Genomic DNA, 21,861 nt, shown 5'->3' on the forward strand with positions numbered 1-21,861 from the left:
TATGCAGTCAACAGAGAAATTGAAAATATGGATACTGATTTGATTATAGTAGAATTAAATTTGAGGATTAAGTAAAGATAGTTCTCTAACCTAGATTGCCGACATAAAATTATCTTAAAGAGCAGATTAAATCTACCAAAAAGAAGGTTATAGTATGAACATTAAAACCATTGATAAATGTACACTTGAAGATGTAGTAAGTATTTGGAATGAAGGTTTTTCAAATTATTTCGTACGGGTTCACGATGACCAAAATAGCTTTATTAAGCGTCTTGCTAATGAGGATTTAAATGCCTCATCTTCCTTTGTTGCTGAAAAAGATAGGGTGCTGCAAGGAATCCTTTTGAATGGCTTTCGTGAAATGAATGGTGAAATTCTCGCGTGGAACGGTGGGACAGCTGTACATCCCAATGCCAGGAGAAAAGGTGTTGCACAAATGCTCCTACAAAAAAGTATAGAAGAATATAAAGAGCGTAGTGTGCAACGTGCAAGCCTTGAAGCAATCAAAGAAAATACAGCTGCTATTTCACTTTATAAGGAGCTTGGCTACAAAATAAAGGATGAACTCATTTTCTTTAAAGGTAGTGTTGAAATGAAGGCTACTATGAATGTTGAGTTTACACGTCCTGAATTACTTCCTTTTTTAACAATATATAATGAAGACGTCCCGTGGCAATGCCAAGTGAAAAGTAACTTATCTGCTCAAGCAGCAGTGTTTTACGATGAATTCAAAAATCCTGTTGGTTATGTGCTGTATCAGCAAACAGATAGTAAGACGAAGCAGACAAAATTTCTTCAAATTGAACTAACAAATACTGTTAAACAAGATGAGTTTTGTGCCATGCTATCATTTGTTACAGAAGGTGCAAGTTTTACAACGGTCAATACCCCTCTTTCTTCCCGTGCTGCTAAATTTTTCATCAACATAAACACTGAAGAAATTATTCGTCAGGTATGGATGGAAAAAGTGATTGATTTATAGATTTCGATTAATACTTATAATAATCGGGCGTGTTTCTTTTTAGAAATGCGTCTTTATACGTTTAAGGAGTTTTTTTGAAATACCTATAAAATTGACTTAAGGAGGTTTGTCTATCCACTCCAGCACAACGTCCGCGACATTTTGCTTGGCTTTGGAAAAATGAGGATTAACCTGCGCTATTTCGGGAAAAATTAATATGAACACAAAATAAATAGATGCTTAATGCCTGGCAGGTTGTAAAGATCTATCAAGGAGGTTCATAGACATGAAAAAAACAGAGCGTACGGTTGCAGAATTGATACTGGATCAATTATCTTTGTTCGGCGTACAACGGATATATGGGGTAGTGGGTGATGCTACCATTGGGCTGATCGATGCATTGGCTAAGCAGGATAAAATTAAATATATTGCGGTCAAGCATGAATCGACAGCTGCTTTTATGGCATCTGCAGAAGCAAAACTAACTGGTGGACTAGGAGTATGCACCGCGACGATGGGACCTGGTGCAACTAATTTACTAAACGGGCTAGGTGATGCATATGCAGACAGAGCGCCTGTACTTGCAATAACTGGACAGGCACCTACTAATAAAATTGGCATGGAATACCAGCAGTATATTGACCAGCAGGAGCTTATGAAGCCTTTTGCTACTTATTCTGCTAATCTGGCAAGTCCGGAGGCGGTGATTGAAGTTCTTCAAAAAGCAGCAAGAACATCACTCGGACAGCGAGCTGTCACACATTTGTCCGTTCCAAAGGACATTTTCATGATGCCTGCTTCAGCTGAACCCCGTCCATTGCCGAATGTGATAGAGGGTTCTTCCATTTTCACGAAAGAAAGCTTGCAGCAAGCAATAGAAATCATGAAAACAGCGGAGCGGCCAATGATACTTGCTGGCTCGGGAGCTGCTCAAGCATCAGAAGATCTGGAAAAGCTAGCAGAATTGTGGGGGGCTGGCATTCTTGTAAGCCTGGGAGGAAAAGGATTATTGAACGAATCTTCGCAATATAATTTGCAAGGGATTGGGGAAGGCGGTAATCCTTATGCCTCTGAATTATTTAAAGAGGCAGACGTGGTAATTCTTGCCGGCACAACTTGGTGGCCAGAGGGGTATGTGCCAACAGAAGCGCGGGTTATCCAAATTGACCGCCAATTCGATAAATTCGTAAAGGATATTCCAACAGATCTTGGAATCACTGGCAAAACAGAAGAAGTCCTACCATTCTTAACGGAGAGCCTACAAGGATTCTCCCGCTCGGAAGATTGGGTTGCACGTTGCCTAGACATAAAAGAAAAATGGGCATTGCAAAATGAGAAAGAAGGCAGTACTGAAGGTTTTCCAGTTCATCCGGCACGAATTATCCGTGCCCTTGACCGAACAGTTGCACCGGACGCGATTCTGGCACTTGATACAGGGGATAATACAGTATGGACGAATCGCATCTTCAAGCAAAAAGAACAATCTGTTTTATTCTCCGGCTACTGGCGAACGATGGGCTTTGGTCTTCCAGCCGCAATGGTAGCCAAGCTTGTTAAACCTGAAAAACAAGTAGTGGCGATAGTGGGCGACGGTGGACTTCAAATGGTGCTGGCTGATTTATTGACAGCTACCCGCTATAAACTCAATATTACAGTCGTTGTACTAAATAATGAGTCCCTGCAAATGGAGAGAGACAAAATCCAGGCTGAAAACAAGAAAGAATTAGGTGTCGATTTAACCAACCCTGATTTTGTAAAATTGGCTCAAAGCTGTGGATGGAGAGGACTACGCCCCGGCTCGGATACCGAGCTGGAATCGGTGCTGGAAGAAGCACTCAATACGAATGCGCCAACGTTAGTGGACATCAGTACTGCCCAGGTGTTTTTCCCGGAAACAGAATAAGAAGAAGTGGTGATCGAATGGTCGGTCACCACTTTTTTGAAGCTACATTACCAAAATTTACCGAAATATGACCGGCGGCTGACTGAAATAAATATTCACATTGAAAATCTCTTGAAAAACTTAAAATCTTAAATTTAATGGTATTACTCTATTCCTATCGGTCATTCTTTCATAAACAGGGGATGTATACATATGGTAAATGTTATTTCAACAATGTTTGTATTAACATGCTCTGCAGTTACATCGTATTTCGTTCCTTTTCATCTAGATATGCTGTCTTAACTTAAACAAAGATCCTGATGATCAACATGTTCGATAAATGATTTTAAAATTGCAGAATCGTTGTCTTTTCTCCAGGCCATGGAAGAAGTACAGGAAGCGTTGTTTTCAGTTAGTGTTAGATAGGTCACTTTATTATTGATGTAATTCATGATGGATGCTGGCAATACGGCATTTCCTACTCCAGATGCCACTAACGAAACAATCGTTTGCAATTCATTCGCTTGTTGAGATTTAATGGGACTAAATCCAACTTCATAAAATAGGCTGATGATTGCGTCGTAATAACTGTGTCCTACATCGCGGTCAGTAAAAATAAATGGCTCGTTTTTGAAATTAAATAAACTAACAGGTTCCTTTCGGTTGGCCATTGGATGGTTACTAGGTATCGCTATGATAAATGGTTCACTCCGCAACGTTTTTACCTTTAATGAATTCGATTCAATAGGAGATACTAACATACCAATATCGATCTCCTTGTTTTCTAGGGCTTCCACCTGTCTTGCGGAAGACATCTGCGTTAAAATGATATTGATTTTAGGGTTCGCTCGTTGATAGGTTTGAATTAGCTTAGGTAATAAATCATATGTAACCGAGCCTGTAAAACCAATGGATAGTTTGCCTGATTTTCCACTTTCAACCTGCCTCGTCTCTTCAAAAACTAATTCCAGCTTTTGGACAATATCTTTTGCCTTCTCTAAGAAGTATGATCCTGCTTCCGTTAATTCTACAACTCGTTTATTGCGATTGAATAAGGTTACATTCAATTCCTTTTCCAATATTTTAATTTGTTGGCTTAAAGGAGGTTGAGAGATTTTCAGTCGTTCTGCAGCTTTTGTAAAATTTAGTTCTTCTGCAACTGCTATAAAATATAGTATTCTACGTAATTCTATCATGGGAATCCTCCTCACTTATATGTAAAACGTCTTAATATTATTCAATATATATATTATACAAATAATAAAAAGTACTGTAAATTTAATTTATGGACAATTTGAAATAATCTATAAATTAAATTTAGAGGGGGTTTAACATGAACACGATATTGTTGATTACAATAATTGGCTACATTTTGTTAATGATTGTAGCTGGAACATTTATAGGCAAGAGCAAAATAAAGAACACGGAAGATTATATGTTAGCTGGTCGTTCATTACCAAATATAGTGCTGGTGGGTACATTGTTAGCGACTTTTGTCGGCTCGGGAACGGTAATCGGCGGTGCGAGCTTCATTTATCAACAAGGACCATTAGCCGGTATCATCTACTTTGCCGGTGTACCGATAGGAATAGTTATTTTGTATTTTATTGCGGGAAAAACTTGGTTGATTTCCAAATATACAATTCCACAAATCTTAGAAATAAAATATGGAAAACTGACTAGAACGATTTCCTCTATATTTATTATTCTCGCTTATATTGGAATTGCATCTTACCAATTCACAGGTGGCGGGTACATATTAAATTTAACAACAGGTATCTCTGTTGAAGCAGGAACGATTGTAACTGCATTCATTGTCATATTTCTTGCAACGATTGGCGGTATGTTCTCGGTTGCCTATACGGACTTTATCAGTTCTTTACTTATTCTAGTAGGGTTTATTCTAGGATTCTTCTACTTAGTTACGAATGTTGTAAGTTTTGACACAATCATCACTTCTTTACCGGAATCACATTTTACTTGGACTGGCAACTTAACGATTCCACAAATAATCGGCTACTTTTTGCCATTATTCCTATTGGTTCTAGCAGATCAAAACATGTATCAACGATTAGCATCAGCAAAAGATGCAAGCACTGCAAGACGTTCAACAATCGGATTCTTTATTTCATCTATTGCAGTATTTGGACTAGTAATCTTATTGACAATCGGTTCACTTGCGCTATTCAGTGACATCAAACCGGATACAGCCATACTGCAACTTGCTTATAATGGTGGATTGCCGATTGTTGTCGGTGCGCTAATTTTAACAGCGTCGGTTTCATTTCTAATTACAACAGGTAATTCCTTCTTATTATCAGCAGCAGGTAACATTACGTATGATATTGTCCAAAGAGTGAAGCCTGATATTTCAGATAAGAGTTTACTAAAAATCAATCGATATTCTGTATTCGCTCTTGGTGGTATTGCTTATATACTTGGAGCGTTCTTCCCAGATGTGCTATCGATCCAAATGTATTCTTATACAATGTATGGTGCAGCACTAACTCCTGCTATTCTAGCTAGTTTCCTTTGGAAGAGGGCAAATGGACCAGGTGCTTTAGCATCGATTGTCATTGGCGGAGTAGCTACGCTCGTTTGGGAATTAGTTTTACAAAAACCATATGGATGGAATAGTGTTCTAATCGCATTGCCATTGTCTATAATTGCACTGATTGTAGTGAGCTTACTAACTCCAAAATATACAGTACAAATTGAACAAGACCAATCCAGAAAAGACAAGGAGGAAAAAGAAAATGTCGAATTTAAGAGTGAATATGCTTCGGGAATTTATGAAGGAAAATAATCTTCATGCAGCGGTGGTGATGAGCCCTGACTATCAATTCTATTTAACTGGTTTTCGTGCATTGATCTATTCAAGACCTATTATTCTCTTTATAACATCTGAACAATGTAGTCTAATTGTGCCAGGACTTGAAGAGGTTCATGCTAGAGAACATGCCGATGTGGATCGAATTCTTCCATATTACGAGCACCCTGAGAAAGCAAATATCGCGAAAACATATCTAGAAGTTCTGGAAAACGAGTTAAAAGCACAAGAGGGAAGTGCTGTCGGGGTTGATATGGATTATACTCCAGGGAAAATAATCAATGAGATTCTTAATGTTAAATCTACGGTCATCGATTTAAGTGTACAAATAGAAAAAATGAGATCCATCAAAGATGATGAAGAAATTTCAGCAATGATTGAGGCTGGAAAGCTAGTAAATTTAGGTGTAAGTGAAACACTTAAACATTGTAAGGTTGGTGCAACGGAATTAGAAATCGATGCCATAGGAAATCAAATTATCTATCGAACAGCTTCCGAGAATTATCCAAATGCTACGTTAGATTTACTCGTCATGACACCATCAGGGCCTGAACGGAGCATTTTACCGCATGTCTATTCCAATACACGGAAAATACAACAAGGAGATGTCATCATCCATACAAGGCAAGTTTCGTTAAATGGATATCGTGCAGAACTCGAACGTACAGTGATTATGGGGGAGCCTACTAAACAGCAAGAGCATGCATTTTTAGCGATGCAAAAAGCTCAACAAGCTGCCTTGGATTTTATTAGACCTGGTGTGAAGGCATCCGAAGTTGATGCTGTGGCTAGGGGAATTCTGAGAGAGGAAGGCTATGCAGAATTTGCAATACATCGGACTGGCCATGCCATTGGTGTTTCCCTTCATGAACCACCATATCTTTCATACGATAATGACCTTGTTCTGGAGGAAGGTATGGCGTATACCATTGAACCAGGAATTTATATCCCGGGATTGGGTGGATTTAGACACTCTGACACCGTTATCTTAAAAGATGGTGGAAATCTACTAATTACTGATTATCCTAGTAATCTAAAAGAGTTAATTTTTTAATGCACATTAACTATCAATCGTGTAGACAGAGCATTTTGGCTTTGTCTACACTTTTTTTTGAGTAAAAGGCTCCGTTAGAAAAGCTCCATTAGTCTTCTTCAACAGAAATCCTCTTCATCAATCGCATTAATTTCTTTTCTGTGTCCGTTTCTTCAACTGGTGTATAAATGCTGCACCGCAAATCCATATCACCTTGAACTTGAAGGGAAGTTAGATTAAACAGCATTTTGCCTGCTTTCGCATGTCTAAACTCAATGATCATTTCTGGCGCCTTGCTCACTTGACTTTCTTGCCATAAATCCTGAAATTCTACATGTGAATGACTAAGTTCATCGATAAATTGGTTGTACCATTCATCTCCTAAATAGTGTCCATAATACGTACGGAAAATAGCAAGAAATCCTTTTGCAAAATACTCCCAATTAACGGCCAATGCCTTGAATTCTTTTCTAGTGAATAATAAACGAATTAAATTTCTTTCATCATTCGGTATTTGTTCAAAATCCAAAAATACATGAGCGGCAGCTTGATTCCATCCCACAATATGGCAATGTCGATCGGTAACGATAGTTGGACAATATTTTAGTTCAGCTAGAATTCGCTTTAAAGAAGGATTAAGATCAGGCTGCTCTTTATTGGGACTTGTTATTTCCAATTTTGACTCTAGTGCCAGGTTATATAAGTAATCTGCTTCATCCTTATTTAATTGCAAAACTGTAGAAATACATTCAAGTACGATAGAGGATACTTTTATATCTCTCCCTTGTTCCAGCCACGTATACCAAGTGGTGCTTACTCCTGCCAATTGTGCAACCTCTTCTCTTCTTAACCCAGGAGTCCTTCTTCGATTTCCTGTAGGCAAGCCAATGGACTCTGGCTTAATTTGAGCACGCTTCGCTTTTAAGAATGCAGCTAACGCTTCACGCCTCGTTTTATCATTCATGGTAAAAAACTCCTTATAGATTTAACCTAGTAGTAATTATACCAGGATAAACAGTCCCTTGTAATAGGATTTAAAGGCTGTAAAAATATAAGAAATGATTGATTTGGAGGGATAAAAGTGGAGAGAGTTGTAATTAGCGGCATGGGGGTAGTGACTCCTATTGGAAACACTATTCAGAAGTTTTGGGAAAATATGATAAAAGGAAAATCGGGGATATCTACAATTGATACATTTGACGTGACAAATCATAAAACTAAATTTGCGGGGGTAGTTCGAGATTTCGATGCTGATGAGGTATTAGGAAAGAATGCAGCAAGACGTTTAGACCGATTTACTCAATTTGCTCTGGCTGCAGCCGAACAAGCTTGGGAAGATGCTAAGTTAGATCTCAATTCAATCGATGCAGAAAGATTGGGCGTATACGTAGGTTCTGGAATAGGAGGGATTGAAACCTTAATTGAGAATATTGATGCACTTAGACAAAAAGGTCCAAGAAGAGTCAGTCCAACGCTAGTTCCTGCCATGATGTCTAATGCTGCCGCGGCACAAATTAGTATCAGATGGAACGCGATGGGACCTTCTTTGTCTCCTGTTTCTGCTTGTGCAATAGGTAATACTGCTATCGGGGAAGCCTTTCGACTAATTCGTTCCGGAGAAGTTGACGTTGTATTTGCGGGTGGTACAGAGGCAGCTATAACAGATTTATCCATTGCAAGCTTCAGTAATGCTACAGCATTATCTTCAAGAAATGAATATCCTACGAAAGCTAGCCGTCCATTTGATGAAAATCGAGATGGGTTTGTTATGTCAGAAGGTGCTGGAATCCTAATTTTGGAATCCTTATCTCATTCTTTAAGAAGAGGGGCAAAGATATACGCCGAAGTCATTGGATATGGAGCAAGTTCAGACGCACACCATATAGTAGCCACACATCCAGAAGGCAAAGGTGCTTATCTTGCAATGAAATCAGCTTTAAAAAGTGCTAATATATCGCCTGAAGAAATTGATGTGATTAGTGCCCATGCAACAAGTACAAAAGTAGGGGATATCTCTGAAACAATGGCTATTAAGCAGCTGTTTGGAAAAAAAGCTTTTGAGATTCCGGTCACTGCAAATAAATCGATGATTGGTCATATGTTAGGGGCAGCCGGTGGAGTTGAAGCAATTGCATTGGCGATGAGCTTAAAGGAAGGAATCATTCCACCAACCATTAACTTGGAAACTCCTGATCCATTATGTGATCTAGATTACGTTCCAACAGTTGCTCGTCAATTGAACATTAGCACGGGTTTATCGAACTCATTCGGTTTCGGAGGACACAACGCAGCGATTGTTTTAAAGAAATACGAGTGAATAAACTCGCCTTTTGTATCGATATTAGCCGCTTTAAAATGATCCGTTAGCTGAAGAAATATTTAGACATCATCCTATACAAACCTTAACTGTGTATGTAGAAGAGAGGGGAAATGGTAGTTCATGAAGGGGAAATAAAGAAGCAAAAATATAGTAGTTGATTTGATTATATTTACAAAGAAATGGTTTGATGATTTTTAAAGGATTTCCAAAAAGCGCTTTTATGCGTACTTTTTTGGAAATCCCTATAACTTTTTTGCTTATTTAAACACTGGAATAGGTGGCTCTACATTCACTGGAATACCACATTCATAAGTTTTATCTGCTTTTAAGCGATAAAATTCTGCTTTCGCACTTTCAATAATGGTCGAATCTAGTAGAGTATCTAATGCTGCACCTGCCATTGTTTTTGCGGCATAATGCATGCCTTTTAAACCTATAGATGAACCGAATACTGAGGTTGCTTGCCATGTATGGAGTTGGTTAGCATGAGGAGCGCATGTCGTCATAACTTGACCAAGTGGTACAATCCACGATACATCACCTAAATCACTAGAACCTGGAGTAGTTTGTCGGAAAGTTAGTGGGATATGCGACGTAGAACTATAGAATCGTGTAGAATAAAATAAGGAAAAGTACTACCTTCATTTAGCTTGAAATGGCTTTTCTTATATAGCATTAGTTTATGAAGTGCTCAGAAACTTTTGATAATGATTAGATTCTACTATTTATAAATTATATTAATATAATCAACCCTTTATAATTTCATCTCATTTTGTCAATTGAATATTCATAGTAAAACATAGATTTTCTGTATAGAAGATTTATGTTTTTTTGTTTTATTGATGAACTAATGATTCTACTCTTACTAGGAAGAATATCGTGATTTAGTAACTTAATAGAAAATAATTTGACATAAAATGGTTTTACATTTATATTTTAGTTAACCTAATAATAATTTTGATTAACGTAAACGACTATTTATTATAGATATACTTACTGCTCACTCCTGTAGAACAGTTGTATTATTGCAAGAAGTATTCGCACGCCTATGATAACTAACTTAATCTCTGTACGAATACTTACTTACCCTCAATAAAATTCCTTAAAAGTCTTACCATTAAATTAAAAAGGAGTCCTATGATGAACTGGATTACACTTGCTCATGAAGTAATTGAAGGAAAAATTTTAAATGACGAAATGGCAATGGCTATTTTACAATCTGACGATGATGAATTATTACCGATTATGCAGGGGGCATTTACCATTCGCAAACATTACTTCGGCAAAAAAGTAAAGCTTAATATGATAATGAATGCTAAAAGTGGCTACTGCCCAGAAAACTGTGGTTATTGTTCACAATCGTCAATTTCTAAAGCTCCGATTGAAAAATATCCTTTCATTACGAAAGAAGAAATTCTTGCAGGTGCAAAACAAGCTTTCGAAAATAAAATCGGTACATTTTGTATTGTCGCTAGCGGGAGAGGACCTACACGCAAAGATGTGAAAGTAGTAAGCGAAGCTGTGAAGGAAATTAAAGAAATGTACGGTTTAAAAGTATGTGCTTGCTTAGGATTATTAAAGGATGACCAAGCAGAGCAGTTAAAAGATGCTGGCGTAGATCGTTACAACCACAATTTAAATACATCTTCCCGTCATCATGATTATATTACAACATCTCATACGTATGAAGATCGTATCAATACAGTGGAAATTGCTAAAAAACATGGCTTGTCTCCTTGTTCTGGAGCGATTATCGGCATGAGAGAAACAAAAGAGGATGTTATTGATATCGCGCGTGCATTACGAGCACTAGATGCAGATTCTATACCTGTTAACTTTTTAAATGCAATCGAAGGAACGAAGCTAGCTGGCACAAAAGAGTTGAATCCTCGCTATTGCTTGAAGGTTTTAGCTTTATTCCGCTTTATGAATCCAGCTAAAGAGATTCGGATTGCTGGTGGCCGGGAAGTAAATCTAGGTTCCTTACAACCACTAGGATTGTATGCTGCAAATAGTATTTTCGTAGGGGATTATTTAACTACTGTAGGACAAGAAGAGCATCAGGATTATTCAATGTTAAAAGATTTAGGTTTTGAGATCGAGCTGGCAGAAAAACAGGCTGCTCTATTATAACGAAAATGTGGGGGCGACTTGTAATTCCTATTGAGTCTGCCCCTTTTATAAATGACGCTAATCATTTGGACAGCTACAACAATTTTATTGGGGACAATAGATAGCGTGGTAGGGAGGAGGACAATAGAATCATTTCATATGGAGTAACGCTTAATCTGAAGCATTTCCATATTTCGCAGCAAATTGCAAAGCAGTTACTTCGAATGTCTATGTTCAATCCTGTGATTTTATGTAGCAACTGTAGTGCCATATTAATGTTTTAAGTCATTTATGGAATAGATACATAATCATTATCTTAATTTAATAATTTTTCTTAAATCTATCTATAGAATTGCTATAATAATTACGATCATTCAAATTTGAAATTTGTAAACGTGGGGGAATGTAATGAGTTTAAATAGAAAAATGCCTGAACCACCTTATTATGCTGTGATTTTTTCCTCACGGCGAACAGATGGGGACAGAGGTTACGGAAAAATGTCCGATAAAATGGTAGAATTAGCTACTCAGCAGAAGGGTTTCTTAGGAGTGGAAAGTGCTCGTGATGAGGAATTAGGAATTACAGTTTCCTATTGGGATTCTTTAGAATCAATTCAAGCATGGAAAGAACACTCATTGCATAGTGTAGCACAAGAAAAAGGAATAAAAGAATGGTATAAAAGTTTTTCTCTTAGAGTTTGCAGAGTAGAAAGACATAATTTTTTTGAAATGTAATTTGAACATTTTCAAGTAAGATATAAAAAAGAGCGATTATATTCTAAATGTATCACGATTCTGAAACATTTGTGATGAGGGACTTTAGTTCTTATTATTAAGAATGTGCAAAGAACGAAGAATACGATCAGAAAGACAAAAAGGATGGATTTTCATATGACTAAATTACCAATCATTATAGACACAGATCCAGGAATTGATGATGCAATGATGCTAACTTTGGCATTTGCTAATGATGACATATTGGACATACGCTTAGTGACAACCTGTTCGGGTAACATTTCACAGGACAAAACAAATTACAACGCACGTACATTCTTAAGTTATATAGGCGCGAGTGTTGAAATTGCACGTGGTTTAGAAAAACCCATTTTCCGTGAACTAGAAGTGGCTGAAGATATCCATGGGGAAAGCGGTTTTGGGAATGTACAGTTTCCTGCGCCAACATTACCAGTAAGTAAACGCCCAGCAATTACAGCAATGCTGGAAACGATTATGACCAGCGATGAGAAAATAACAATAGTAGCAACTGGTCCATTAACGAATGTAGCGGCTTTGCTCCTTGCACATCCTGAAGTAAAACCAAAAATCGAGCGTATATCATGGATGGGCGGTGCTGCAGTAGGTGGGAATATGTCACCGATTGCGGAATTTAATGCGTATGTGGATCCACACGCTGTAGAAATAGTGTTCCGTTCGGGTATTCCAATTGTCATGAGTGGTTTGGATGTCACACATAAAGCATTTGTCACACCAAATGAAGCGAAAAGAATTTTAGATATTGGTGGTGAATTTGCGGAAAAAGCATATCAACTCGTGACATATTATTTTGATGTCATTAAGAAAACACCTTTCCATGAAGAAAATTATGATCAAGTGCTGCATTTCCACGATGTATGTGCCGTCATGTATTTACTTAGACCAGAATTATTTAAAGGACAAACCTGCTATGTTGAAGTCTCACTTGAAGGTATAACAGCTGGTGCTACAGTTGTTGATTATACGAATCGTACAGCTAAAGCTCCAAACGTACATGTTCTTCATTCAGTTAATCGCGAGGATTTTGTTGAAGAATTTATGAGGGCAGTTGACATAATTTCAAGCAGGTTGAGGGAAGTTTAGATCTCTATTTCGGATTTAACTATAGACTTTCCCAATATTTTCTACCAAATTAAAGTTAAAGAATTCCATAACCTGGATTGTTTTTGACTATGTTTCTTCTTTTTCTAAAAAAATAGTTTAACGTTCAACAATTAAGGCCATATTCTTGAACATCATCTAAGAAATTCTGTATAAAATATTGAAATATAAAGGCAGACTTGAGGCAGCCAACGAAATAGTACAGATGCATCGAATCTAATGATTCGATGCATTTGTTTTATAATTTATTATAAGATTCATCATCAACAGGTTCTAGCCATTCCGGCGTACCTGCAGTTATGGCAATGTGCTCAAACCAGCTGTCTTTTGTTGCACCATGCCAGTGTTTAACACCATCATGAGTAACATTCACATCTCCAGCTTTCAAGAATTGAGCGGGTTTTCCTTCTTCTTGGTACCATCCTTCGCCACCAGTTACTAATAAAATTTGGAACCCATTACGATGGATATGCCAGTTATTTCTGCAACCTGGTTCAAAGGTTACATTCCCTACACCAACATTCACTTCAGGGTCAGCAACTAATGATTTAAGATAACTTTGTCCCACAAAAAATTGTGCATAGGCTTCATTTTTCTCACCCATAGGGAAAATAACGCCATTTTTTACCTCTTCATGTTTAGCCATTGTAATTCCTCCAACTAACCTTGTTATTTTAGTTTTCCGCCAAATACTGGGAAGTAGCTATGCTCTCCATAATCCTGTATGCGTTCTAAGTTCTTTAAAGTCTCCATATCTGCATTGCTGATAGTAAAATCAAGCTCTGCATTGTTTCTCATGTGATTCGGATTTGCCGTTTTAGGAATTACTACAAGACCGAGCTGGATAGCATAACGTAGGCAAAGCTGGGCGACAGACACGTCATATTTATCGGCTATTACCTGAACCTCCGCATTATTAAGAACTGCACCGTGTGCAATTGGCGAATATGCCTCGATCAGGATGTCATTTTTCTGGCAGAATTCAATCAGTTCAAAAGGAGTATTGCTCACATGTGCCAGGACCTGATTTACCATAGGCTTGATCTCACAGCTAGCAAGAATATTATCGATATCATCCTGTAGGAAGTTCGAAAGCCCTATTGCCTTTACTTTGCCTGATTTATATGCATCCTCCATGGCTTTCCATACTTCTTTGTTTTCCTGGAAGTATCGTTTTTCCTCACGGAATTCCACCCATGGCTGCGGGCTGTGGATAATCATTAGGTCAACATAATCCAGTCCCATTTTTTCTAGAGACTCATTAATGGACTGTGTAGCTGTATCGTAGGTCTTTGCTTCTGCAGTAACCTTTGTTGTAATGAACAGTTCTTCTCTTGCGACACCACACGAACGGATTCCTTTGCCTACTCCTACTTCATTCATATAAGCTTGAGCGGTATCAATATGACGATATCCGATAGAAACCGCGTCGCGTACTGCCTGCTCTGTCTGTGCATCGTCAAGGAGCCATGTACCAAGACCTAATTTTGGAATTTCGACACCATTTGATAATTTGTAAGTTTCATTAAACATGATTTAATCTCCTTTGCATTGTTCTGTTAATTTTCTAAACTAATTTCATTGCCGCATACTAATGCGTTAAATGTTCACAAAAAGCCATATATGGTAAGCAGTGGGTGACGGCGGTGATTGGAAGCCCATTATCATTTAATCCTCCTTTTTATATTTCATAGATAAATTCAGAAAGCGGTAAATTGAGTGCCAAGAAATATACATATACGCATTAATACGCATCTGTGTATAATTATAAAAGGAAAGAGCATGTCTGCAATGACCAATTGGCTAATATTCGTGCATTATTGCACATATTTGTTTAAATTGAGCATTATTAATAAGAAGGAATGGTGACTCTTGTCATGTCTAAGGTAGATCGAAGAATAATCAAATCTCAAGAAGCAATAAAAAATGCTTTCATTGAATTGATGTCTGAAAAAAATTTGGATGGGATTACGATGCAGGATATTTCCGACAAAGCAAATGTGGGCCGTAGAACGATTTATCTACACTATTTGGATAAATATGATTTGTTGGATAAGCTCATTGAAGAACATATCAACGAACTAAGGATACTGTGTCAATCAGCATCTGAATTAAGCTTTACTGAGGGAAATCTCATTTGGTTTGAATATTTTGAACGTAATTACGCATTCTTTTCAACGATGTTATCAAGTAAAGGAGCCACTTTATTTCGTTGTCGATTCTTGCAATTTGTCATTGATGAATTAAAAAGTGATGTAGATGTAATGGAAGGGATAAATAAGGGATTCAGTCAGGATGTTATTCTTAGATTCTTTGGGGCAGCTATTGTGGAAGTTGTGGAGTCATGGATCACTAAAGGGTTATCTGAACCAGCGCAAGTCGTGGCAGAACAATTAGGGAGTCTGTTGGACAGAAACCTATTATAAACACTAGAAATAATAAAGTAGTTCCGGCAGTAAACCAGATTGAAACCCATCCATTCTGCCAGCAAATTGAAAGTCATAACCTTATGGGAGAGAACAATGTTCAAATAATGTCTTGGGGTCCTTTTGCTGAGGGGAAAAATAACATGTTCCAAAACGAAACTTTAGTAGCGATAGCTGAAAAGTATAATAAATCTGTTGCCCAAGTGATTTTACGTTGGTTGACACAAAGGAGGATAGTTGTCATTCCAAAATCAGTTCATATAGAGAGAATCATTGAAAACTTTAATATCTTTGACTTTGAATTAAGTCAAGAAGATATGGAGAAGATTGCTACGTTAGATACAAAAGACAGTGTGTTCTTTTCACATAGAAATCCCGAATTTGTAAGATGGCTCGGTAACGTAAAATTTAATATCTAATACTTTTTTCATCACTAGATAAGTCGAATTCCAATTAGGCATTGAGTAATAGCTCTAAATTGAGTGGCATATATATGTTGAAATTAAAGAAGCTATCAAGAATCGTACTTAAATTAATGGATCATTTTAGAAATTTGCTGGTTAAGGGAGAGTGGGATAATGGAGAGTAAACGTTTTGAAATTATTTATACTCAAGGAAAGCTAGAGTTTTTTAAGATTATTCGTGATAACCAGACGGGAGTTCTATACTTGTTGAACCTTAATGCTGCTGGAAGTGGATTGACCGTTATGGTAGATCAAGAAGGAAAACCCTTGTTAGATGAGAATTATAAAAAATAGTCGAGAATGAGTTAAGGTATCCATTTGGTTAATGCTTATTCCAGATATGGCGCAGTTCTGCAACAAGAACTGTGCCTTTTTTGTATTAAATTGACCATATAATCGAAAAACAGCAGGTAATCTGGTGTTTATATAGAATTCAAGATATATACATAAATAAAAGAGTAATATTAGGGGGAGTTCTTGTGTTAATTAAGCCAAAAAAATTGCAGCCAGGAGACCTGATTGCAACAGTAAGTCCTTCTTGGGGTGGAGCAGGTGAACCAACACTTAGATGGCGATATGAACAAGGGGTAAAGAGGCTAGAGGAAATTTTTGAACTAAAGGTTATACCAATGCCGAATAGTTTGAAAGGAGCAGACTTTCTGTATAAAAATCCACAAGCTCGTGCTGAAGATTTAATGACAGCATTTAAGGATGAGCGCATTAAGGGAATCATTGCAAATATTGGTGGAGATGATAGTATTCGATTACTCCCGTATATCGATTTTAATGTTATACGCGATAACCCGAAAATTTTTATGGGTTACTCTGATGTCACCATTTCTCATTTATTTTGTCATAAAGCAGGGATTTCTTCATTTTATGGTCCAGCAATTTTAACCGATTTTGCTGAGAACGTGGAGATGAATCCTTATACAATTGAGATGGTGAAACGAACTCTCTTCTCCAATGAGGTGATTGGTGAAATTCAGCCGGCTAATGAATGGACGAGTGAGCGTTTGGAATGGGTAGAAGAGAATATAAACCGTCGCCGGACTACCCAGAAAAACATAGGATACGAGGTACTTCAAGGATCAGGTGCAATACAAGGACATTTGATAGGTGGTTGTATTGAAGTTCTAGAGATTGCAAAAGGAACAGAACTTTGGCCCGAGAAAAAATATTGGGAAAATAGCATACTTTTCTTTGAAACATCTGAAGAAAAACCAGAACCCAATCTTATTAAGTATTGGTTACGAAATTATGGTGCACAAGGGATTCTACAAAAAACTAATGGCATCATTTTTGGCAAACCGCAAGATGAAAAGTATTATGAAGAGTATAAAGAAGTAATCCAAACGGTAATGAAAGAATTTGGTTTGGAGGATTTGCCGATCATTTATAACATGAATTTCGGACATACTGAACCAAAATTCATTTTGCCATATGGCAGATTGGCAAAAATTAATTGTGATAATCGAACTTTCACGATTCTAGAAAATGGTGTGGAATGAATTTTATCAAAGAAAAAGAGATACAAGGGATTTATTCAATAGAAAGGAGGTTTTGGCATTGGATATAGAAAAATATAATTTGGTTAATCAAACTAATTGTTGAGAACCAAATTATAAAATAGATGATAAAGAAATATATTTTGATATTTATATTAGCCCTCAAAAAGAAGTGTGTATCGTAGGTTGTTTAGACAACAATTATATTGGTTGGGCTTCAATTACTAATCTTGATGAAAGGGATTTGATTGTTACTATTATCGACTATTTATTAAAAAGTAAACCTGTTTTGGTTTCGAGTATGTATTCCGCTTTAGGATTTCGTTACGAGGAAGTCATGAAATGGCATAAATTTCGGATAACCCAAAAACTGTTTAGTGTTGATGAGTATCGATACTACTCACAAGCCACTCATACTTATTTAGGAGATAGCGAAATGGACCTTGCTAAATCTATAACAAGAGAAATAAACACTTTTTATTATTCAGCGTTATCGAAGTGTAAATATCGTGTGATGGATAACTATTATTTTAAGATATTAGAAGGTTATAAGAAACTACTTACACAAAAGGAAAATGACGAATACTATTACGAAATGAAACCTCTTATTTCCTTATTGAAAAGTGAAAGCTATCTAAAATTATGTCCGGATGAGGAAATAAGAAAATTATATTTGGACTGTATAAAGGAATGTTCGAATCTCTATAACCGCTATATGTCATCCGTGAGGTGAAAAATTGGAAGGTTAACAACTCAGCGGTGTAAACAATGTAAGAAGGAATAGAGTAAAGGACAAGCTTTATAAAGAAAAGCAGATGTATCCAATGTTGCTAGCAGTTTAAAAAAATTACAAATTCCAGTTGACAGACTTACTACTCAGTGTTACGATGTACCTGTAGTAAGTAATACTTAATACTAATAAACCTGATTAATGGTCGAGATAATTTTCCAAGAAAATATTACAAAATACTTTTTAAAAAGCAATACTTAATAGCGCTTTCCAAAAATGCTATTAAGTAAAATTTTTCTTCAGTACTAAGTGATACTGATTATAAGTCAGACAGAATAGAGGAGGTTATGAACATGGAGAATTTAACTGAAATGCTGAAGGGTGCGCTTGAGGGCTGTGTATTGGAAATCATTAGCCGCCATGAAACTTATGGCTATGAAATTACCCGTCATCTTAATCAACTTGGGTTTACCGAAGTCGTGGAGGGGACGGTCTACACCATACTGGTGCGATTAGAAAAGAAAAAATTGGTGAACGTTGAAAAGAAACCATCAGATATGGGACCACCCCGCAAATTTTACTCACTTAATGAGTCCGGCCGGCAGGAACTTGAATTGTTTTGGAAAAAGTGGGATTTTGTATCATCAAAAATAAACGTACTGAAGTCAATGTAGCTGCATAAAATATTCCATCTTAGATTTGTGGAATATCTTTTTCAGCTAATACAAAGGAGGAAAAAATAACATGATGGAACTATTCAAAAAACTGATTGGTGATAAAAAAGAGTACAAAATGATGATGGCACGGGTTGAAGCCTTGCCAGAGGATTATCAGTTTGTATTTAAGAAAATTCAAAATTATATGTGGAATTTCGCAGCAGGGAACGGGATGGATATGCTGAACATTCAATATGAATTAATCGACTTGTTCGAAGAAGGCGCAGCTGAAGGCAGACAAGTGCTAGAAATCACTGGGACCGACGTGGCATCATTTGCCGATGAACTTGTGGCAAACGCTAAAACCTATGTCGCTAAGTATCGTGAAGATTTAAATGAAAGTATCAACAAGAAATTAGGAAAAAAATAAATTCAATAGACATACGACTGAATAGATATCACTAATGTGAAATGCCACCTTCGCTATTCAGTTATTTTTCAATCCAGTAGTAAGTCATACTGGTTACCAGTGAGACTATATAGAGGAAGGTCAGATTTCTAGCTCTAAAAGGAGCTTATGATAAGGAGGAAAATAGATGAACAATGCAGTCATTTCTGTAAAAGGTGTTAAAAAATCCTATAAGGATAAGGAAGTCTTAAAGGGAGTGGATATTGAGGTTCGAAGGGGGACCATTTTTGCACTATTAGGCTCAAATGGTGCAGGTAAAACAACGATGGTCAATATCCTCTCGACACTAATAAAACCTGATGACGGTGATGTAAGTATTTGCGGTTTTGACGTTCAGCTTCAACCGAATCAAGTTCGCCAGAGCATCAGCCTGACGGGGCAGTTTGCAGCTTTAGACGGCATGCTAACCGGACGAGAAAACCTGATAATGATCGCTAAATTGCGGGGAGTTTCCAATCCTGCTCTTGTTGCCGACAATCTGCTTGCAAGATTCAGCTTGAGCGATGCAGCCAACCGCCGAGCAGACCAGTATTCCGGCGGCATGAAGCGTCGACTTGATATTGCCATGAGTCTAATTGGTACCCCTGAAGTTATTTTTCTCGACGAACCTACAACGGGACTTGACCCAGAAGCACGAATTGAAGTTTGGGATACAGTCAAAGAACTTGCTGGTGGCGGCACGACGATCCTGCTGACGACTCAGTACCTGGAGGAAGCAGAACAACTGGCGGACCGTATCGCCATCCTGCATGACGGAAAAATCATCACGAGCGGTACCCTTACCGAACTTAAAGAGATGTTCCCGCCAGCAAAAGTGGAGTATATCGAGAAACAGCCGTCATTAGAGGAAATTTTCCTCTCTATCATCGGCAAAAAGGGGGAAATCTAAATGAAAAGCAAAACAGGTGTATTACTAGGTCGTTTAATGCGTAACATACTCCGTAGCCCAGATACAATTATCACAGTAGCGATTACGCCGATTATGATGATGCTGTTATTTGTTTATGTATTTGGAGGCGCTATAGATACAGGTACGGATAACTATGTCAATTATTTACTGCCCGGAATTTTGCTGATTACTATCGCATCCGGCGTCGCATACACTTCCGTGCGGTTGTTTACGGATGTGAATAGTGGTCTGATGGCTCGTTTCGTTACTATGCCCATCAAACGATCGTCGGTATTATGGGCACACGTGTTAACCTCGCTCGTTTCCAATGCATTGACTCTAGTAGTAGTTATACTGGTTGCGCTATTGATGGGTTTTCGTTCCAGCGCTAATCTCCTGGATTGGTTTGCAATAGCTGGGATAATTGGTTTGTTTACGTTGGCGCTCACATGGCTGGCGGTCATTCCTGGATTGACAGCGAAATCAATGGAAGGGGCGACAGCGTACTCTTATCCGCTGATTTTCTTGCCTTTTATCAGTTCGGCATTTGTCCCTACCGAAACAATGCCTAAAATTGTCCGTGTGTTCGCTGAGAACCAGCCAGTAACTTCAATAGTGGATGCAATTCGTGGCCTCTTGTATGAAGGTGTTGTGGGTGATGATATCTGGATTGCACTTGCCTGGTGCATTAGTATCATAATCATTGCTTACTTCTTCGCAAGTAAAGCATTTAAACGCCAGTTAGGGTAAGTAAAAGCCCTATTATTACAAACAAGCTGTGAATATTTATCACAGCTTGTTTATTGTTCTAAATATTAGTATTGTTTCAATCTCCCAATTTGGCAACGTAATCTATTAAGAAATGTAAAACAATTAGAGGTAAAATCGAACCTATCCCAATATACAAACAAGCAAAAAGCACTCCAACAACTGTAGTCCTTATAACCCCAGAAAATCCTTGATAGGTATGGGCAAGTCCGAACAGAAGGGAAGTAAAAATGAGAACTAACCAAATTGATAAATCAGGAAATAGATAAGAAAAAGCAAAGATTAAGAAGCCTCTATATATTATTTCTTCGGTAACTCCTGCTGTTAAAGAAACGTAGTTCCATATGTGTTTCTCCTCCCTGGTAACAGGCATAATTTCTGAGAAACTGACTGTATTTAATTGACTTTCTTTTGCTTGTATAAACTTCTTTCTAATTTTGCTGCTAAAATGGTAGCCTACACAATTATATAAAACAATTAGTAGGTATAGAAAAACAATTATTAATATCGAATATGTCACCACAGATCCTTGAGGGCCAGTATTGATAGTTGGCATAGCAATTCCAATATCTTTTAAATTGATTTCAGTTACAATGACCAATAGTAAAATTGAAATGGTCGGAATCCAAAGATCAACAATAAGTTTTTTATAATACTTTGTTCTTACATTTCCATCTTCTCTAACAGCAATTTTAAATTTTTGATATTCGAAATAGCCAATAATCGGTTCGTATAACAAAGTGAAAATAATGATTATCCAAAGACAAAAGACCATAAAATCCACCCCTTTATTTAAATCTTATCCTATAAATGTATTATATTGTAAAAAGCACCTAGTACAGAAGAGTAATAAGTAAAAAGTTGTTTTTATCATTAGCACAAAAAGCAAAAAGATTGACGATACACCAAAATTTGGAATATTAGAAGGGGAATTATAA

The 21,861-nt window shown here is 37.3% G+C and carries 21 protein-coding genes and 1 pseudogene; 16 read left to right on the plus strand and 6 right to left on the minus strand.

Features of this window, described 5'->3' with window-relative positions; all coding sequences use genetic code 11:
* Positions 1-154: 154 nt before the first annotated feature.
* Both C1N55_RS09900 and C1N55_RS09905 read left to right on the plus strand, forming a co-directional pair.
* Positions 155-982 (plus strand): GNAT family N-acetyltransferase, encoded by an 828-nt coding sequence (locus tag C1N55_RS09900; protein ID WP_137728673.1) that lies wholly within the window; start codon positions 155-157, stop codon positions 980-982.
* Between the two features lie 265 nt (positions 983-1,247).
* Positions 1,248-2,864 carry a thiamine pyrophosphate-binding protein gene (locus C1N55_RS09905; protein ID WP_137728674.1) on the plus strand — a complete coding sequence of 539 codons (1,617 nt, stop codon included), beginning with the start codon at positions 1,248-1,250 and terminating at the stop codon, positions 2,862-2,864.
* 278 nt (positions 2,865-3,142) lie between these two features.
* Here the strand turns inward: C1N55_RS09905 and C1N55_RS09910 are convergent, their stop codons facing one another.
* Entirely contained in the window at positions 3,143-4,039 is an 897-nt protein-coding gene (locus tag C1N55_RS09910) for a LysR family transcriptional regulator (RefSeq protein ID WP_137728675.1), read from the minus strand.
* Between the two features lie 137 nt (positions 4,040-4,176).
* Between C1N55_RS09910 and C1N55_RS09915 the strand changes: the two genes are divergently transcribed.
* Positions 4,177-5,649, plus strand: a complete 1,473-nt coding sequence (locus C1N55_RS09915) for a sodium:solute symporter family protein (RefSeq protein ID WP_137728676.1) — start codon at positions 4,177-4,179, stop codon at positions 5,647-5,649.
* The gene (locus C1N55_RS09920; RefSeq protein WP_137728677.1) at positions 5,600-6,727 is read left to right on the plus strand and encodes a M24 family metallopeptidase; all 1,128 of its coding nucleotides are present in this window, start codon (positions 5,600-5,602) and stop codon (positions 6,725-6,727) included. The genes C1N55_RS09915 and C1N55_RS09920 overlap by 50 nt, the downstream gene beginning before the upstream one ends.
* An 88-nt stretch (positions 6,728-6,815) precedes the next feature.
* Here the strand turns inward: C1N55_RS09920 and C1N55_RS09925 are convergent, their stop codons facing one another.
* On the minus strand, positions 6,816-7,670 hold the full coding sequence (locus tag C1N55_RS09925) for a helix-turn-helix transcriptional regulator (RefSeq protein ID WP_137728678.1): 855 nt from the start codon (positions 7,668-7,670) through the stop codon (positions 6,816-6,818).
* Positions 7,671-7,787: 117 nt separating this feature from the next.
* Here C1N55_RS09925 and fabF point away from each other — a divergent pair, with 117 nt between their 5' ends.
* On the plus strand, positions 7,788-9,023 hold the full coding sequence (gene fabF / locus C1N55_RS09930; protein WP_137728679.1) for a beta-ketoacyl-ACP synthase II: 1,236 nt from the start codon (positions 7,788-7,790) through the stop codon (positions 9,021-9,023).
* Positions 9,024-9,283: 260 nt separating this feature from the next.
* Here fabF and C1N55_RS20675 read toward each other — a convergent pair whose 3' ends face one another.
* A complete protein-coding gene (locus C1N55_RS20675; protein WP_205758531.1) occupies positions 9,284-9,532 on the minus strand; it encodes a hypothetical protein in 249 nt (82 codons plus the stop codon).
* A gap of 634 nt (positions 9,533-10,166) precedes the next feature.
* Here C1N55_RS20675 and bioB point away from each other — a divergent pair.
* From bioB to C1N55_RS09950, 3 genes are all read left to right on the plus strand, one after another.
* Entirely contained in the window at positions 10,167-11,159 is a 993-nt protein-coding gene (bioB, locus tag C1N55_RS09940) for a biotin synthase BioB (RefSeq protein ID WP_137728680.1), read from the plus strand.
* A 387-nt stretch (positions 11,160-11,546) separates the two neighbouring features.
* Positions 11,547-11,873 (plus strand): antibiotic biosynthesis monooxygenase family protein, encoded by a 327-nt coding sequence (locus tag C1N55_RS09945; protein ID WP_137728681.1) that lies wholly within the window; start codon positions 11,547-11,549, stop codon positions 11,871-11,873.
* 156 nt (positions 11,874-12,029) lie between these two features.
* Positions 12,030-12,995 (plus strand): nucleoside hydrolase, encoded by a 966-nt coding sequence (locus C1N55_RS09950; protein WP_137728682.1) that lies wholly within the window; start codon positions 12,030-12,032, stop codon positions 12,993-12,995.
* A 256-nt stretch (positions 12,996-13,251) separates the two neighbouring features.
* Here C1N55_RS09950 and C1N55_RS09955 read toward each other — a convergent pair whose 3' ends face one another.
* Entirely contained in the window at positions 13,252-13,659 is a 408-nt protein-coding gene (locus C1N55_RS09955) for a cupin domain-containing protein (protein ID WP_137728683.1), read from the minus strand.
* A 23-nt stretch (positions 13,660-13,682) separates the two neighbouring features.
* Positions 13,683-14,546, minus strand: coding sequence for an aldo/keto reductase (locus tag C1N55_RS09960; protein WP_137728684.1), 864 nt, complete (start codon positions 14,544-14,546; stop codon positions 13,683-13,685).
* A 344-nt stretch (positions 14,547-14,890) separates the two neighbouring features.
* Here C1N55_RS09960 and C1N55_RS09965 point away from each other — a divergent pair, with 344 nt between their 5' ends.
* The 8 genes and pseudogenes from C1N55_RS09965 to C1N55_RS10005 all read left to right on the plus strand — a co-directional run bounded on the left by C1N55_RS09965 (position 14,891) and on the right by C1N55_RS10005 (position 20,905).
* A complete protein-coding gene (locus C1N55_RS09965) occupies positions 14,891-15,439 on the plus strand; it encodes a TetR/AcrR family transcriptional regulator (protein ID WP_137728685.1) in 549 nt (182 codons plus the stop codon).
* Positions 15,440-15,447: 8 nt separating this feature from the next.
* A pseudogene (locus C1N55_RS09970) lies at positions 15,448-15,858 on the plus strand (aldo/keto reductase); the annotation flags it as partial.
* 159 nt (positions 15,859-16,017) lie between these two features.
* Positions 16,018-16,197 carry a DUF6440 family protein gene (locus C1N55_RS09975; RefSeq protein WP_137728687.1) on the plus strand — a complete coding sequence of 60 codons (180 nt, stop codon included), beginning with the start codon at positions 16,018-16,020 and terminating at the stop codon, positions 16,195-16,197.
* A 185-nt stretch (positions 16,198-16,382) separates the two neighbouring features.
* A complete protein-coding gene (locus tag C1N55_RS09980; RefSeq protein WP_137728688.1) occupies positions 16,383-17,414 on the plus strand; it encodes a S66 family peptidase in 1,032 nt (343 codons plus the stop codon).
* A 1,080-nt stretch (positions 17,415-18,494) separates the two neighbouring features.
* Complete coding sequence (locus tag C1N55_RS09990; RefSeq protein ID WP_137728689.1) at positions 18,495-18,815, plus strand: PadR family transcriptional regulator; 321 nt, start codon at positions 18,495-18,497, stop codon at positions 18,813-18,815.
* A gap of 70 nt (positions 18,816-18,885) precedes the next feature.
* On the plus strand, positions 18,886-19,227 hold the full coding sequence (locus tag C1N55_RS09995; RefSeq protein WP_137728690.1) for a DUF1048 domain-containing protein: 342 nt from the start codon (positions 18,886-18,888) through the stop codon (positions 19,225-19,227).
* 166 nt (positions 19,228-19,393) lie between these two features.
* A complete protein-coding gene (locus tag C1N55_RS10000; protein ID WP_137728691.1) occupies positions 19,394-20,155 on the plus strand; it encodes an ABC transporter ATP-binding protein in 762 nt (253 codons plus the stop codon).
* Positions 20,156-20,905: an ABC transporter permease gene (locus C1N55_RS10005; RefSeq protein ID WP_137728692.1), complete on the plus strand. Its 750-nt coding sequence runs from the start codon at positions 20,156-20,158 to the stop codon at positions 20,903-20,905.
* Between the two features lie 76 nt (positions 20,906-20,981).
* Here the strand turns inward: C1N55_RS10005 and C1N55_RS10010 are convergent, their stop codons facing one another.
* On the minus strand, positions 20,982-21,698 hold the full coding sequence (locus tag C1N55_RS10010; RefSeq protein WP_137728693.1) for a CPBP family intramembrane glutamic endopeptidase: 717 nt from the start codon (positions 21,696-21,698) through the stop codon (positions 20,982-20,984).
* Between the last annotated feature and the right edge of the window lie 163 nt (positions 21,699-21,861).

Origin of the sequence: Lysinibacillus sp. SGAir0095 (assembly GCF_005491425.1) — a bacterium.
GTDB lineage: Bacteria > Bacillota > Bacilli > Bacillales_A > Planococcaceae > Ureibacillus.